The 16,034-nt window shown below is 50.5% G+C and carries 13 protein-coding genes; 7 read left to right on the forward strand and 6 right to left on the reverse strand.

Features of this window, described 5'->3' with window-relative positions:
• Positions 1–177: 177 nt before the first annotated feature.
• Positions 178–1,023 carry an HDOD domain-containing protein gene (locus tag CCY32_RS06540; RefSeq protein WP_246840547.1) on the forward strand — a complete coding sequence of 282 codons (846 nt, stop codon included), beginning with the start codon at positions 178–180 and terminating at the stop codon, positions 1,021–1,023.
• Here CCY32_RS06540 and CCY32_RS06545 read toward each other — a convergent pair.
• On the reverse strand, positions 1,006–1,797 hold the full coding sequence (locus CCY32_RS06545) for an ABC transporter substrate-binding protein (RefSeq protein WP_168171443.1): 792 nt from the start codon (positions 1,795–1,797) through the stop codon (positions 1,006–1,008). The two genes, CCY32_RS06540 and CCY32_RS06545, sit on opposite strands and share 18 nt — an antisense overlap.
• 313 nt (positions 1,798–2,110) lie before the next feature.
• Here CCY32_RS06545 and cyoE point away from each other — a divergent pair, with 313 nt between their 5' ends.
• From cyoE to CCY32_RS06560, 3 genes are all read left to right on the forward strand, one after another.
• Positions 2,111–3,037: a heme o synthase gene (gene cyoE / locus CCY32_RS06550; protein ID WP_246840548.1), complete on the forward strand. Its 927-nt coding sequence runs from the start codon at positions 2,111–2,113 to the stop codon at positions 3,035–3,037.
• A 179-nt stretch (positions 3,038–3,216) separates the two neighbouring features.
• Entirely contained in the window at positions 3,217–3,774 is a 558-nt protein-coding gene (locus CCY32_RS06555; protein WP_088329808.1) for an NAD/FAD-utilizing enzyme, read from the forward strand.
• 322 nt (positions 3,775–4,096) lie between these two features.
• A complete protein-coding gene (locus CCY32_RS06560; RefSeq protein WP_088329809.1) occupies positions 4,097–4,723 on the forward strand; it encodes an EF-hand domain-containing protein in 627 nt (208 codons plus the stop codon).
• A 61-nt stretch (positions 4,724–4,784) separates the two neighbouring features.
• Here the strand turns inward: CCY32_RS06560 and acnA are convergent, their stop codons facing one another.
• The gene (gene acnA, locus CCY32_RS06565; RefSeq protein ID WP_088329810.1) at positions 4,785–7,505 is read right to left on the reverse strand and encodes an aconitate hydratase AcnA; all 2,721 of its coding nucleotides are present in this window, start codon (positions 7,503–7,505) and stop codon (positions 4,785–4,787) included.
• A gap of 179 nt (positions 7,506–7,684) precedes the next feature.
• Between acnA and CCY32_RS06570 the strand changes: the two genes are divergently transcribed.
• A complete protein-coding gene (locus tag CCY32_RS06570; RefSeq protein ID WP_088329811.1) occupies positions 7,685–9,046 on the forward strand; it encodes a class II fumarate hydratase in 1,362 nt (453 codons plus the stop codon).
• A 27-nt stretch (positions 9,047–9,073) separates the two neighbouring features.
• Here CCY32_RS06570 and CCY32_RS06575 read toward each other — a convergent pair whose 3' ends face one another.
• From CCY32_RS06575 to phoB, 4 genes are read right to left on the reverse strand one after another with little or no spacing between them, the layout of a single operon-like run.
• Positions 9,074–9,883: a 2OG-Fe(II) oxygenase gene (locus tag CCY32_RS06575; RefSeq protein WP_088329812.1), complete on the reverse strand. Its 810-nt coding sequence runs from the start codon at positions 9,881–9,883 to the stop codon at positions 9,074–9,076.
• 3 nt (positions 9,884–9,886) lie between these two features.
• Positions 9,887–10,822 (reverse strand): phosphate ABC transporter substrate-binding protein, encoded by a 936-nt coding sequence (locus tag CCY32_RS06580; RefSeq protein ID WP_088329813.1) that lies wholly within the window; start codon positions 10,820–10,822, stop codon positions 9,887–9,889.
• Complete coding sequence (gene phoR / locus CCY32_RS06585; RefSeq protein ID WP_088329814.1) at positions 10,809–12,128, reverse strand: phosphate regulon sensor histidine kinase PhoR; 1,320 nt, start codon at positions 12,126–12,128, stop codon at positions 10,809–10,811. Before phoR ends, CCY32_RS06580 begins: the two co-directional genes overlap by 14 nt.
• 9 nt (positions 12,129–12,137) lie before the next feature.
• Entirely contained in the window at positions 12,138–12,827 is a 690-nt protein-coding gene (gene phoB, locus CCY32_RS06590) for a phosphate regulon transcriptional regulator PhoB (RefSeq protein ID WP_088329815.1), read from the reverse strand.
• 438 nt (positions 12,828–13,265) lie between these two features.
• On the opposite strand from phoB, the gene CCY32_RS06595 reads away from it, so the two are divergent.
• A complete protein-coding gene (locus CCY32_RS06595; RefSeq protein WP_088329816.1) occupies positions 13,266–14,999 on the forward strand; it encodes a HAMP domain-containing sensor histidine kinase in 1,734 nt (577 codons plus the stop codon).
• A gap of 102 nt (positions 15,000–15,101) precedes the next feature.
• Complete coding sequence (rdgC, locus tag CCY32_RS06600; RefSeq protein WP_088329817.1) at positions 15,102–16,004, forward strand: recombination-associated protein RdgC; 903 nt, start codon at positions 15,102–15,104, stop codon at positions 16,002–16,004.
• Positions 16,005–16,034: the final 30 nt, after the last annotated feature.

Here is a 16,034-nt window from a genome sequence, read left to right on the forward strand (position 1 = left end):
CCATCCTCTTTGGTACGTCTGTTCATGCTTAATTGGCGGTTTTTATAAGTTTGCCAGGCGGATTCTGTGAGAGGATCATCATTGGTTACAAAACAAAGGCATAAAACAGAAACTCGTGTACAAAAGCGCGAATCTTCTTCTATGCTGAAAGGAACTCGGAACAGGTACAGAATGACAATGCAAGTGACAGATTATGCCATGGCCATCACCAACTCCTTTGCCCTGCCGGACGCCTGCACGCGGATCAAGGAGTTGCTGGATGATGGCCAGTCCTCTGCGGAAGACATCGCCAATATCGTTGCCCTTGATCCGTCCCTGAGTTCAAAGCTGTTACAGTTGGCCAACAGTGCCTTGTATAATTTCCCCTCTGAGATCAGCACCATCAGCCGCGCGGTGAACGTCATAGGCGGCAAATCCTTATATAACCTGGTGGTTACCGAAACCGCCAGTAGCGCGTTCAAGGCGTTTGAAAACAATGCCATCGACCTGGAGCGGTTTTGGCAGCAGAGTGTCTATGCGGGTCTGATTGCCAGACAACTGGCCCATGAAGTCGGTATGCGCGATGTCGAGCGCTTTTTCCTGCTAGGGTTGTTACACAATTTCGGTGAACTGGCGGTGGCTCACCGAGCACCCGATTCCGCCGCAGAATGTCAGGCCTTTGCTGAAACCCAACTACCCTGGGAGCAACAAAAGCGGGTGTTGGGTTTTACTTACGCCGACTGCAGTGCCGAAATCCTGATGCTGTGGAACCTGCCGTCCAACCTGTTTACCCCCATCGCCAATCAGCACAACAAAAATTTAGCGTTGAAACAGACCGACACCGGCTTGCTCTACGTCGCTGTAAGGTTAGCCCTGGTGATTGTTCATAAAGACAGGTTTGCCGCAGAGAGGCTCGTCAGTGAGGATATCCAGAAAAGTCTCGGTATCACCGAAGTGGAAATTAAGCAGGCAATTAAATTCGCACGCATCGAAGCCTATAAGATTCTGGTGCTGATGAACCCCGATCTATTTCTCATTCCCTGAATTAACCGGTTTATAATAGCGCTCGACGAGCGTCTGATACTTGCCGCTTTGATGCAGCTGCTGAAGTGTCTCACGCATTCCCTCAACAATAGAGGCAGGGATGTCACGATTCAGAGCAAGGTAATTCCCGCCAACATTATGAAGCGCGATGACCGGCTCCACATCACCAACGGCTGAGCCCGTGCGCTCAATCCACACGGGCATGACGATCTCTGAGCCGACAATCAGATCTATTTTGCCTTTAACAAATAATTCCATGGCATCAAATTTTGATGCGAAACCCACCAGATTCTGGTCATAGCTAAAGCCTCTGTCTATAAGATGCCGCTCATAGACATCGCCTCTGCCTATAGCAATGGTATAAGCCTTGGCATCCTCCAAGCTGCTAATACGAATGTCAGGGCGGGAGGCCAGTCGATAGAGATAACTCTGGGCAGATTTAAGTGGCCCTACCCAATGAAAATGCTGTTCCCGTTCAGGTGTACGGGATACCGAAACCAAACCACCAAGGCTGTCCTTTGAGGCCAGGGCATAAGCTCTTAACCAGGGGTATAACTCAAAATCACAATGCAAGCCGCTGCGCAGACACAGTTGCTCAACAATCTTGACATTAACCCCGACAACGCGCCCATCCTGAGCATAATTGTAGGGCGGGAAATGCTCTGTATAGATGGTCAGCCTGCCTGGCACAGCACTCACAGGCAGGGCCCAAAACAGTAACAACAAAACCGCACTCGCAGCACCACTCAGAATTGACGGATACTTCAGTTTCAAGGCTTTCACTCCTGTACATCAAACCCGCCGCGCCACCGACTGAGTCATTTTTTCTGGTTGCCAGCCAGCGTTGAATTTGAGTGGTTATCCGCGGCCTAGATAAAACCTGTCTCAGCCCCTGACATCTTTGCACTCCCTGAGGAGTTACAGCATCTATGCTATCGCCTGTACCTGCATTTTATTTTTTATCTAAAGCTTGTTAAGCCGCGCAAACTAACACATTTATACGGGCTTTAAACCCCATTTAGACCATAGTCATACTGCAAAAGATAGCAAACAGAATTCTTCACAGCTGCCTATACTGTTAGCAACCATGACCTTTATCAGTGTGTCTATGTACCAGAGCCAGGGTATCCACGAAGATAACGCGACAGATGTTGTCGAGCTTTGCAGACTGTACCTACAGCTGGGCAAAGTCCGCTTGTCGATGATGGTGACCTTTACCGCCTTGGTAGGTTATTTACTTAACCCACAAAGCCAGCTGATAGCCTCTGATATCTTGCTGCTACTCACAGGTACATTACTACTGGCAATGGGAGCTAATGGATTAAATCAGTGGTGGGAACGCTCGCGGGATGCCCGCATGCTCAGAACCCGCCACCGTCCATTGCCCACTGGCAAGCTTAGCGCGCTCCATGCCCTGGCGGTATGCCTGATTTGGACGATCACCGGCATGGCACTGCTATTACAGCTCAACCTGCTCACGGCAATGCTGGCGGCCTTTGTCTGGTTTAGTTATTTGTTTTTGTATACGCCCTTAAAAACGCGCTCTGCTTTGGCAGTCCTGGCAGGCGCTATTACCGGCGCGCTGCCGCCCATGATGGGATGGACCGCAGCATCAGCGCAACTGGGCATTCAGGCATGGGCTCTGGGCTGCATCCTGTATATCTGGCAAATCCCCCACTTTATGGCCCTTGCAGCACTTTATCAGCAGGATTATGAACGCGGAGGCTACCGGATGCTTCCCGACGATCCGGCAAACGATCAGGCTACACGCAGCATCATTCTGGTCTTTGTCATTGCCCTCTTGGTCATCAGTCTGTTAGCGCCAGTATTGGGATTAGGAGGGGTAGTCTTTTTCTTCAGCGCATTAATCGGCGGCAGTGGGCTGTTGATGCAGGCTGTTCGGATGCAACGGCAATTCAGCAGACCCCGGGCCCGTAGTCTTTTTATCGCGACGATTGTATATCTGCCACTGATCATGATCGCCCTGCTGGCTGATTTGTTAATAAAAGGTTAATCCGATCACTCATCCGGCGCGTACAGGGTAAGTGATTGCAAGTGTTTACTATAGCCATATCGCATTTATTTCAGCGAAGCTTTACAGAAAATACCGATTTATTTGATAGCGACTATACTTGCAAGTGTTAACCTTTACTTAACATCACTACTGTCGGTTGGCAGGTGAAGGAGCCGGATATGTTACGTCACTATTACATCAGCGATGACTTAGATGACCTCGAAGCCATTGAAAACGAACTGGAAAGCAAAGGGTTCAGCAAACCACAGATTCATGTGCTGAGTGAAAAAGATGCGGAAGTCGAAAAACACCATCTACATGCCATCGAGGCGGTGCTGAAGCAGGATGTGGTGCATTCCACTGAGATTGGCGCCGTGTTTGGTGCAATCGGTGCTGCGATTATACTGGGTGTGGCCTATTTTATGGGCTGGACAGAGAGCGCTGCAGGGTGGCTGCCCTTCGTCTTTCTGGCGGTTGTGGTGCTGGGTTTTTGTACCTGGGAAGGCGGTTTGATTGGTATTCAGGTACCCAATTACCAATTCAAGCGCTTTCAGAAACTCCTCAAACAAGGCAAACACGTACTGTTTGTTGATCTGGATGCCGACCAGGAGGCCGTGGTCAATGAGGTGGTCAAACACCACCCCAGATTAAAGCACGCTGGTACCGGAGAGGCGACACCTTCCTGGGTGGTAAAGGGTCAGGACAAATTCCAGCGCTTTATGAAAACCATGCCATGACTAAATACGCGTCCTACAGCTAAAAAAACGCCCAGCCCAGACTGGGCGTTTTTTTGCGCATTTATCACCGCTCGCAGACCGCAAACTCAGGCCGGTTCTTAAACATCGAATTGCTTATCCGCGGGACGAGCCGCGTGAATGTCAGGCTAATGTAAAGCCTTGTAAAGTAATGTAAAACAAGTCGATTTCACCTCTGTATAGCCGATGATGTTATTACCGGCGTGCGTTGTCGCCAACCCGCAGGGAATGATTTAGCCGGACATAACTTTCTGGCCCGTCTCTGCATTTTACACATCCGAACCAAGTGAACAGAGGAAAAGAAATGGAAATTAACACGAATGGGATCAGAGCATTGCCCCACCCTGCTCAAAAACCTGACGCACAAGAAATCAGTACCAGGCTGTTGGGTAATCTGGATAGCAATGGAGACAAACAGTTGTCAATGGCAGAGATCAAGGAAAGCGATCAGAACATTAAAGGCCTGGAAAAAGCGGACAGTGACAAAAATGGTATGCTTTCAGCTGATGAACTGCTCAATAAAGTACAGGGACTGTTAGATAAACTGGAAGACGGCAAACCTAAGCCTCCTCCTGCCCATCATCAGGGTCCACCTTCATCAGAGCAAAGAAGTGCCCATATTATGGACAAAGCGGATTTAAATGCCGATGGCAGTATTGATCTGGCCGAGTTGAAGGAGATGGGCAAAAAAGGGGCCGCACTGGTGGGGGCTGACAGTGACGGCGATGGCAGTATCAGTGCCGATGAGCTCAACACCCGGGTAACCGATAACCTCAAAGCCAATCAACCGCCTGCAGCGGAAACCCATAAAGGGGATGGTCTGGAAATGAGTAAAGCCGACTTAATCCAGCGCCTCAAAGACAACGGCAGTGAAGATGCCAAACAGCTTCTGGGCGTGCTCAAAGGAACCGGATTCAATGGTTACGCCTGACCTTTGAGGTCAAAAAAAGGGCAACGCATGTTGCCCTTTTATATGCGGCTACCAATATCGCTTAGCCATCCTGCTGCGCTAGTTTACGCAATACATAGTGCAAAATGCCTCCATGCTGGTAATACTGATATTCATTGGGCGTATCAATACGCACTTTGGCCTTAAAGGTGACCTCTTGCCCATTGCTGCGGGTTGCCGTTACGGTCACCTGTTTGCTGTCTTTATTCACTGCCGGCACGCTGAAATGCTCACTGCCATCCAGTTCAAGTGCGTCCGCACTCTGACCATCAACAAACTCCAGAGGCAATATGCCCATACCAACCAGATTAGACCGATGAATACGCTCATAGCTTTGCGCAATCACCAGTTTAACCCCCAGCAGAGCCGGCCCTTTAGCTGCCCAGTCTCGGGAAGATCCGGTTCCATACTCTTTGCCCGCCAATACCACTAAGGGTGTGCCCTGCTCTTTGTATTTCATCGCCGCAGCATAAATTGACATAGGTTTGTCGTCAGGGAAATAGTGTGTGGCACTGCCTTCTGTACCCGGTGCCAACAAGTTCTGCAGTCGGACATTGGCAAAGGTACCTCGCATCATTACTTCGTGGTTACCACGACGAGAGCCATAAGAGTTAAAGTCCTTTGGTTGCACGCCCTGCTCTTGCAGGTATTCCCCTGCCGGACTGTCAGGTTTAATGGCTCCTGCCGGAGAAATATGGTCAGTGGTAATACTGTCGCCCACTTTCACCAGACAACGGGCGTCTTTGATCGCTGGCACCTCGTCAGGCTCGGCTTTTAGACCATCAAAAAACGGCGGCTTGCGCACATAGCTTGAATCTGGCCACTGGTAACGGTCTGACTCGTCCACATCCAGATTGCGCCAGCTACTGTCGCCTTTAAAGACATCGGCGTAACGATCGGTAAAGTCCTTAGCCTGGATATTGGCATGGATGCTCTGCTGAATTTCTTCGCTGCTTGGCCAGATATCCTTGAGGTAAATATCATTGCCTTTGGCATCCTGTCCAAGAGGATCATGATAAAAATCAATATTCATGGTTCCGGCCAACGCATACGCCACCACAAGAGGAGGTGAGGCCAGATAATTGGTACGTACGTCCTGATGAATACGTCCCTCGAAATTGCGGTTACCCGAAAGCACAGAGGACACCAACAGGTTTGCTTCTTTTATCGCCGCACCGATGGGCTCAGGTAAGGGTCCAGCATTACCAATACAGGTCGTACAACCATAGCCCACCAGATAGAAACCCAGCGCTTCCAGGTCGTCCATCAGCCCCGCTTGGTTGAGGTAGCCTGTAACAACCTGAGAGCCGGGTGCAAGACTGGTTTTGACCCAGGGCTTGGTCTTCAGGCCCAGCTCCCTCGCATTTCTTGCCAGCAAGCCTGCCGCCATCAGCACAGCCGGGTTAGAGGTATTTGTGCAGCTGGTAATGGCGGCAATCACCACATCACCGTGGGTCAATGTAAAGGTTTCGTCACGGTAAGTCACATCAACTTTGCCCGCTTCACTGGCGTCCTGATTGCCTACGGCGGTACTACCGCCCTCATCTTCAAATTTCGCGATCAGTTGCTGTTGTTTTTCCTGATGTTCGGTGACCAGTTTGGCGAACTCGCGCTGTGTATCGGTCAGATTAATTCGGTCCTGGGGTCTCTTGGGCCCGGCGATGGAGGGGACTATGGTGGATAAATCCAGTTCCAGTAAGTCCGAATATTCTGCTTCAGGCGTGGTGTCGTCGTGCCACATGCCCATCTTCTGCATGTAGGTGCGAACCAGTTCAATCTGCTCATCACTGCGACCTGTCAGTCGCATATAATTCAGCGTTTCTTCATCCACGGGGAAGATCCCACAGGTCGCACCATATTCTGGCGCCATGTTGGCTATCGTCGCCCGATCGGCAAGACTGAGCTGACTCAGTCCAGGGCCGAAAAACTCCACAAACTTGCCGACCACACCCAGTTTGCGCAGCTGTTCAGTAACCGTCAGAACCAAATCCGTGGCGGTGATGCCTTCTGGCATCGCCCCTGTCAGTTTTACCCCCACAACCTGAGGAATAAGCATACTGATAGGTTGGCCCAGCATCGCCGCTTCCGCTTCAATACCACCAACACCCCAGCCGAGGATACCCAGACCATTGATCATGGTGGTATGAGAGTCGGTCCCGACCAAAGTATCGGGATACAGCACCCCATCCCGTTCAAAGGTGACTCTGGCCAGATACTCCAGGTTTACCTGATGCACGATACCCGTGCCCGGAGGTACCACCCGAAAATTGTCGAAGGCCTGTTGCCCCCAGCGCAAAAACTGATAGCGCTCCTTATTGCGCTGCATTTCTATTTCCGTGTTTTTGGTGAAAGAGTCGGCGGCGCCGTACTCGTCCACCATCACGGAGTGGTCAATCACCAGCTCTACCGGTGACAGCGGGTTGATCTTATCCGCTTGTTTGCCCAGATCCTGCATCGCATCGCGCATGGCGGCAAGGTCTACAATGGCGGGGACACCGGTAAAATCCTGCAACAACACCCGGGCAGGAACGAAGGCAATTTCTTTATCCGGTTCCGCTTTAGGTTGCCAGTTAACTAATGCTTCAATGTCCTCATCGGTGACAAATTCCTGATCACCATGGCGCAGCATGTTTTCCAGCAAAATTTTCAGGCTGTAGGGCAGCCGGTTGGGCCTGAACTTTTCTGACAGCGCGTTAAAAGGGAAATACTGGTAGCGTTGTCCCTGATGCTCAAGCTGCTCCGATTTTGCATAAACTGATGACATGTTGTCTCCTTGGTCCATAGTGAACAGATATGCTCAGTATAGCGAACTAGACTAAGGGGGCACGAAACCTGTCCAACTCGCATACGTCACAGTTATAGAAGAAGTTAGGATTAATTACGAGATTTCAAGCTTTTAGCCCAATTAATTGAAAGCATACGCAAAAACGAGAAGGAGTCGTTATGCAGGATTATCGGATTGAAAAAGACAGCCTGGGTGAGGTAAAAGTCCCCACCAACGCCCTTTATCAGGCCCAGACCCAACGCGCCCTGGACAACTTCAGTATCAGTGGGCGCACGCTGCCCACAGTGTTTTACCGGGCGCTGGCACAAATTAAGCTTGCTGCTGCTGTGGCTAATCAGCACCAAGGTAAACTGACATCCGCTCAGGCAGAAGCGATTCGTCAGGCTGCCATGAAAATCATTGCCGGGGAACATGCCGATCAGTTCAGGGTGGACGTCTTTCAGACCGGCTCAGGCACCAGCACCAATATGAATATGAATGAGGTGATTGCCACCCTCGCAGGACGCTACGGCGAAGACAGCATTCATGCCAATGACCATGTTAATTGCAGTCAGAGCAGCAACGATACCATCCCCTCAGCTCTGCAGCTTAGCGCCGCACAGAGTCTTAAGCAGGAACTACTACCAGCAATGCAGCACTTACTCAAAGATCTTGAAGAGAAAATGCATGAAGTTAAAGGTGTGGTAAAAACAGGCCGGACTCATCTGATGGACGCCCTGCCGTTGACTCTGACCCAGGAGTTAGGCTGCTGGCACTACCAAATCCATGAAAACCTCACGGCACTGGAAGAGGGTTTGGAAGAGCTGTGTGCATTACCCATTGGCGGCACGGCCATTGGCACAGGGCTGAATTGCCCCGATGGGTTTGACCGACAAGTGTGTAAACACCTTCGCGACGCCACTGGTCTGCCGGTAACCCCGAGCAGCAACAAGTTTTCGCGCATTGCCAGCCAGGATGTTTCAGTGCGTCTCAGTGGTCGCCTGAATGCCCTTGCCGTTACCCTGATGAAGATCGCTAATGACCTGCGCTGGATGAATTCGGGTCCTCTCTCGGGTCTGGCTGAAATTCACCTGCAAGCCATTCAGCCAGGGTCATCGATCATGCCGGGCAAGGTCAATCCTGTGCTGCCTGAAGCAGTCGCCATGGTATGTGCCAAAGTCATGGGGCTACATCAGAGCATCAGCATTGCCGGGCAATCGGGAAACTTTCAGCTGAACGTCATGTTGCCGTTAATTGCTGACGCCTTGCTGGAAAGCCTGAGACTGCTGAGTCGGGGCCTGTTAGCTGTGGCACAGAGCATCCGTCATCTCAAAGTCAATACGGAGCAGTTGCAACAGGCACTGGCAAAAAATCCCATTCTGGTGACCGCCCTGAACGAAAAAATTGGTTATGAAAAAGCGGCACAGATAGCCAAACTGGCGTATGAGCAAAAACGCCCGATTATCGAGATTGCTCAGGAACAAACTGAACTCAGTAAAGAGGAACTCAGGGACCTGCTCAATCCTGAAAAAATGACCTGATGGCCCGGATACCCGAATGAATCTGTTTCAGGGCCTGTAGGGCCGGTCACGGTACCACTTGGTAATCACGTACTTGCTGCCGCTTAAAATCGGTCGGGCATGGTGCAGCGTGTCGGGGTTAACGCCGCCGTCGCTCATCAGATTATTCCAAATAAGCGCCATGCCCGAAACCGGCCGAAACGCGGTATGTAAACGAACAAACTCCGTCTCACCGCCCTCACAATTGTGGTTCAGGTATACCATAAAGGTCCAGCTACGCTGTCCGCGGCGACCACCATGACGGGCGTACTCATCTGAACCGGGTTCGAAATAGTCGGTATGGGCTTTGAACTCTTCTCCCTCTTGATAACGCTGCGCCTGAATCGGCTCACCCCACGCCGAATCCAGGCCCATAGCGTCTGCGATGCGCTGATTCAGGGCTTCAACAAGAGGATCGTCACGCCGTTCCAGATCGGCACTTTTTGAGGTGCGAAAGGCCTTGTCAGCGGAAGGCGAGGCAAGCTCCGATGGACGGACCTTTTCGTCGGTTAGGCGCACCAGTGTGGCGCACTCTGCTTCACTAAGAAACCCCGGCCACCGATAAAGCTGAACTTTATCCGATGGCTCACGCACGGGGCCCTTATCACGCTGGGTCAATTCAATCTGACTCAGTTGCTGATAAAATCGTCCGTCCCATTGCCAGCTAAAATCCTGACTCAGATTGTTGCCCAGAAGACCCCGGCAAGCCTCGAAGGGAAAACCTTTATCAAGCATGATGCTGGCAATCTTATCGCCACTCACACCCTTCATCAGGTTTTGTATCACCCAGTTTTTCCAGGTTTGAGGGATGGTGTGCATGGCTTAATGAATCATTCTCAGTTGTTGACCTTTGAGCCGCTGTGGTATCGGGATAAAGCCATCCCGGCTGACTAAGTCCTGTCCCTGAGAAGAGAGTACAAAGCGCAGAAACTCACGAACCAACAATGGCAGAGGCTGGTCAGGCTGCTTATTGATGACAATATAGAGAAAACGCGAGAGCGGATATTCACCACTGGCGATGTTTTCCATGCTCGGAGCCACATAGTCCCGCCCTTCGCGGGCGACGGGCAGAGCCCTGACGCCGGCGGTTTTATAGCCAAATCCCGCATAACCCAAGGCCCCATCTGAATAAGCAACAGACTGCACCACTGAGGCCGAGCCCGGCTGCTCATTAACGGTTTTCAGAAAGTCGCCCTGACACAAGGCTTTTTCTTTGAACAAACCATAGGTACCGGAAACCGAGTTACGACTGAACAATTTAATGCGCTTGTCCCGCCACTCACCATCCAGCCCAAGCTGATGCCAATAACGTAAAGGCTGGGGACCACCACAGTAACGGGTGGCAGAGAATATAGCGTCAACCTGCTGCAAATTCAGGCCCGGCACGGGATTATGCAGATCGACAAACAGGGCAATGGCATCCACAGCCACAATCAAGACCGTCGGCTGGTAGCCATGGGTTTTGCTGAAGTAAGCAATCTCACTCTCTTTGAGTTGCCGGCTCATCGGCCCCACATTGGCGGTACCTTCGGTGAGCGCAGCCGGTGCAGTGGATGAGCCCGAAGCCTGAATCTGAAAGGTTACATGAGGATAAATACGCTTAAATTCTTCAGCCCAGAAGGTCATCAGGTTACCCAGGGTATCTGAACCCACCGAGGTAATATTGCCAGCCACGCCCGGTTGTTTGGAATAGTCCTCAGCCACAGCGTCAGGCAGGCACAGCAGACACAGAATGCCGAGCAAATTAAGCAGTCGCATTGCTATCCACCACCGTCAATTCTGTGGAAAAATGAAACGAAAATCGACTGCCCTTACCCACTTCACTGGCAATCTCCAGTTTTGAGTTATGGTGAGTCAGCACATGTTTTACTATGGCCAGCCCCAGACCCGAGCCACCGGTTTTTCGTGAACGGGCCTTATCGACCCGATAGAAACGCTCAGTTAATCGGCTCAGATGCTTCTCTGCAATACCATCGCCATCATCCTCAACGTAAAACTCCGCTTCTTTACCCAATAAATGCCAGCCAACACGGATATGGCCTTTTGCGGGGGTATAATGAATAGCATTAAAAATCAGATTAGAAAAAGCACTGCGCAACTCTGTTTCAATACCAAAAACACGCAGTCTGCTGTCCACATCAAATTGTATCTGATGCTTTTTATCTTTATTCAGCGCGCCGGCTTCACTCTCTATGGCGCGCAACATCTGTGGCACATCCACCACTTTCTCATAGACCCGCTCTGCACTAGCCTCGATACGCGAGAGTATCAACAACTGCTCGATCAGGTTTTGCATGCGCCGGCTCTGTGAGGTCATTTCAGAAAACGCCTTTTGCATAAAGGCGGGAGGATACTGGGCGTCGTCGCTATTAAACATCTCCAGATACCCGTTGAGTACCGTAAGCGGCGTGCGCAACTCATGAGAGACATTGGCAACAAAGTCTTTGCGCATCTCCTCGAGCTGCGTCACCCTGGTCACGTCCCTGGCCACCAGCAACAGATGTTTATCGCCATAGGGCATAATCCGGTATTCGAGAATTTTCTCAATGTTGGTGGGAGAAGTAATCTCGATCGGATGGTTAAATTTTCCCTGATGGAAAAACTCAATAAATTGGGGATGGCGGATCAGGTTGTCGATGCGTCGGCCTGCATCGTCAGGCCAGCTCAATCCCAGCTCGATACGCGCCAGACGATTGCACCAGGAAATACAGGCGTTTGCGTCTACCACCACCGCTGCATCGGGGAGAGCTTCGGCGCCTTCGCGAAAACGTTTCACCAGATTACCCAGTTCTTTACGTTTGTTGCGGTTACGCCGCTGAAGATAATAAATACCTTCGTAAATATGCTCCCAAACGCCGCCGGTTTTGGGCGGTGTCATTTTTTTACTGTGCCATAACCAGCGATTCAGCCGATACAGATTCCAATAATGAGCAAGGAGCAACAGCACCGCACCGATGGCAACAGACGCCATCAATGCATCGAAATAGAAACCCAGGACGCAGACCAGCGCAAAATACCCTGCCAGCCTGCCAAGCGTTTTAATCCATGAGAAGGGATAATACATTCAATTCCGTCAGATTTTAGTGGAAAACCGGTAACCGGCCCCACGTACCGTCTGAATCATGTCATCGTGTTGATGGCGGGATATCGCCTTACGCAATCTTCTGATGTGAACGTCGACAGTGCGATCTTCCACATACACATTGGTTCCCCACACATTGTCCAACAGCTGCTCTCGACTATAAACACGCTCGCTGTGCGTCATAAAAAAGTGCAGCAGCTTAAATTCGGTCGGCCCCATGTCCAGCGGCTCATCATTGGCTGTCACGCGGTGTGAAACCGGATCCAGCATCAGCCCATTGTATTCAATGGGTTCATCACCGGATGTGGGCGTAACACGTCGAATCACCGCTTTAATCCGGGCCACCAGCTCTTTGGGAGAAAACGGCTTGGTCACATAATCATCGGCGCCCGCTTCCAGTCCTCTTACCTTGTCATCTTCTTCACCGCGTGCGGTCAGCATGATAATTGGAATTTCGCGGGTATGTTCGTGCTGCTTGAGCTTTTTCGCCAACTGCACACCACTTCCCCCGGGCAACATCCAGTCGAGCAGGATCAAGTCGGGATAGGGTTCCTTAACCATATCCTGAGCGATATCGTAGTCTTGCGCTTCCATCACCTCAAAACCTGACTGCTCAAGTACAAACTTGATCATTTCGCGAATGGGTGTCTCATCTTCCACCACTAATATTCGTTTCGACATACGGATTACCTTTCTCATAGAAACGCCCGCATTATTGGTTGAATCTGTGACACTTTTATTAAACTCGTTACTGAAATATCAAAAAACCTAAGGACTTACCTTGCTCTCGCGCTGGCCTTTATTGAACAACTCAGGCGCTTCCATCACCACCTGGGGCACCTTGTCTGGTTTATCTCAACAGGATAAGCGCGACATCCGCAGAGATGTTCGCTTCTTCAATGCAAAAAGGCCGGGGAAGTTACTCTGTCCTGTACCGCGCTGTTGAACCGATCCGTCCCCTTGCCTTCTGGCAAATTCCAGTAGCCATTAAGCTATTGTCAAACATCATAATTTCAGTGGCTGCTAAATACCAGTAAGTCAGCATACTAATCTTGTTTAATAGCAGGTTTGCGCATATTCTTGACATATTGCAGGGTTCTGGGATCGGGGACAGTATTCATGTCAAAGGTTAAAACAGGGTTGTCAAAGAAGCTTTTGACGCGCGTGCTCTCTGTTTATTTCGTACTGACCCTGATTGTGACCGTAGGGCAGATTTTTACCGAATACCTGAATGCCAAAAGTCACATAGAAAGTGAACTGCAAACCCTCAAGAACACCTTCAGTACCAGCCTGACGCGAGCTATCTGGGAGCTCAATACCCTGCAAGCTAAATCTATCGCCGAGGGCTTAATGGAATTGCCCATCGTGGATGGAGTGCAGATACGCGACGAAAATGCCAATTATATCTCTGACATCGGCCGTACCAGCAGCCAGCCCATGGAGCCGGTCACCACGGGAGTCATGCGCGATCACCCCGGCGGCACGTTTGGATATAGCTTTCCTTTGATTTTTGAATTTTCCGGACGTACCTCCCAGGTCGGGGATGTAACCCTGTATTCAAGCTTTGAAATCATTTTCGGTCGCATTGAAGTGGGTATCTTCTTCCTCATTGGGAATGCGTTCATTAAAACTGCGTTCTTAATTTTTCTTTTTCTGAATGCGTTCAGACGCATGCTCACCGAACCCTTATCTGAGCTGACAGAACAGATCAGTCATTTTGATACCAGCCGCCTGGAACAATCCAAGCTGCATGTGCGCCTGGAGGAAGAGAATGAGCTCAAGGTGCTGCAGGACGCCTATAACCACCTTATTGATGACCTCATCCACTTTCAGGACAGATTGAATCAGACGCAGCAGGAACTGCGCGACGCTAACCAGAAACTGGACGAGCAGAATATCTCTTTGGAACAGGAAGTAGCACGAAAGACGGCCTCACTGAGTAAAATTATGCTTGATTTGGAACAACAGAAAGATGAGCTGTTGCAAAACCAGAAAGAGCTGCGCCAGGAAAATGAAAGTCGCCGGAAAATCGAAGAGGAGCTGCGTAAACGCAATGATGAACTGGCTGAGTCAATGCAGACCCTGCAAATGGCCAAAGATCAGCTCGTGGAATCAGAGCGCATGGCGTCCCTTGGTGGTTTGGTTGCGGGTATTGCCCATGATGTGAACACTCCGCTGGGAGTCGGTGTCACCGCCGCCAGCTTCCTTGAAGAGCGCCTCAAGGGTTTACAGCAGGCCTTTGATGACAAGTCACTGACCTCAAAAACCATGGCCAGCTTTCTCAACGAAGGGCAACAAACGGCAACCCTGTTGCTCAACAACCTTAACCGCGCTTCTGAGCTGATTGCCAGCTTTAAGCAGGTAGCCGTGGATCAAACCAGTGAAGCGGAACGTGACGTGGATCTGAAAGAGTATATTCAGGAAATCATCCAGTCTCTGGCCCCTAATTTCAAAAAGACCCGTCATAAGATTGATCTGGAATGTCCTGAGGGGCTTGAGGTGCGCTGTGCACCCGGCGTCATCGCGCAAATCATCACCAATATGATCATGAACTCCCTCATTCACGGCTTTGAGAACAAAAACGCCGGCACCATAAAAATAAAGGTCAGCGAACAGGACGGCGAAATCAACATTGACTACCAGGATGATGGCAAAGGTCTGCCGCCGCAATTGCTGAATAAACTCTTCGAGGCCTTCTTTACCACACGTCGCGGTCGCGGCGGCAGCGGATTAGGTACTCATATCATGTATAACCTGGTGACACAGACCCTTAAGGGTCAGATTCAGGCAAGTTCAGAAGAAGGTAAAGGACTGCGTTACCAGATTCAGTTCCCCGCCCGTCGCGAAGATTAATCGCGTCTTTCGCACCTTAGCAAATTTGCATTTGGGCAGGTGCCATATCACCCGCCTCATGGTACCCTTCGCGCCCTGTTTGCTTATCCAAGATATCCAACTATGTGGTTTAAGAATTTAAAAGTATATTCCCTGACTCAGCCTCTGACCCTGACGGCAGAAGAGCTGGAGCAACAGCTGGCCCAGAGCAGTTTTCGTCCTTGTGGTAATCAGGACACTGCCAGTCTCGGCTGGGCGCCGCCCTTTAAACAAGGCTCCACTCTGGTTCACTCTGGAGATGGTAAATGGCTTATTAGCCTTAAAAAACAGGAAAGAATACTGCCTGCAGCAGTGGTCAACGCAGAACTGGAAGAGCGCGTAGAAAAGATTGAACAGGAAACCGGTAGTCCCGTTGGCAAAAAAGCCAAGCAGGATCTTAAACAAGAGATTGTTCATCAACTGCTGCCTAAGTCTTTTACCCGCGACAGCTACACCTTTGGTTTTATCAGCATCAAGGACAATCTGGTTATCATTGATGCGGCTAATGATGGTAAGGCAGAAGCCTTTCTCGCCCACCTGCGCAAGTCTATCGGTTCATTGCCCGTGGTGCCTCTGGCCAGGCGCAGTATCAGTGCAGATCTGACTGACTGGCTGAAAAACGATACACAACCCGCAGGCATCCTCTTGCTGGAAGAAGCCGAACTGAAATCTCCGGATGAGGACGGCGCCGTTATTAAGTGTAAAAATCAGCCTCTTGATGCTGAAGAAATTCAGCTTCATTTACAGTCTGGTAAGTTGGTGCAAAAACTGGCCATTGAGTGGGATGAAACCCTTAATGCCTTATTGCAGGAAGATTTCAGCATCAAGAGACTGAAGTTCTCTGATGTCGTCAAAGAACAGAACGAAGATATCCCCAAGGATCAACAACTGGCTCGTATGGATGCCGATTTTTGCCTGATGAGTGCAGAGGCGATACGTTGTGTTAAAGCCCTCGATGGCCTGTTATCCCTCTCTGAGCAGGATTAACCCTGCTCTTTGCCAGGCATGTCGATGCGC

This window comes from Lacimicrobium sp. SS2-24 (genome assembly GCF_002201535.1).
Lineage (GTDB): Bacteria > Pseudomonadota > Gammaproteobacteria > Enterobacterales > Alteromonadaceae > Lacimicrobium.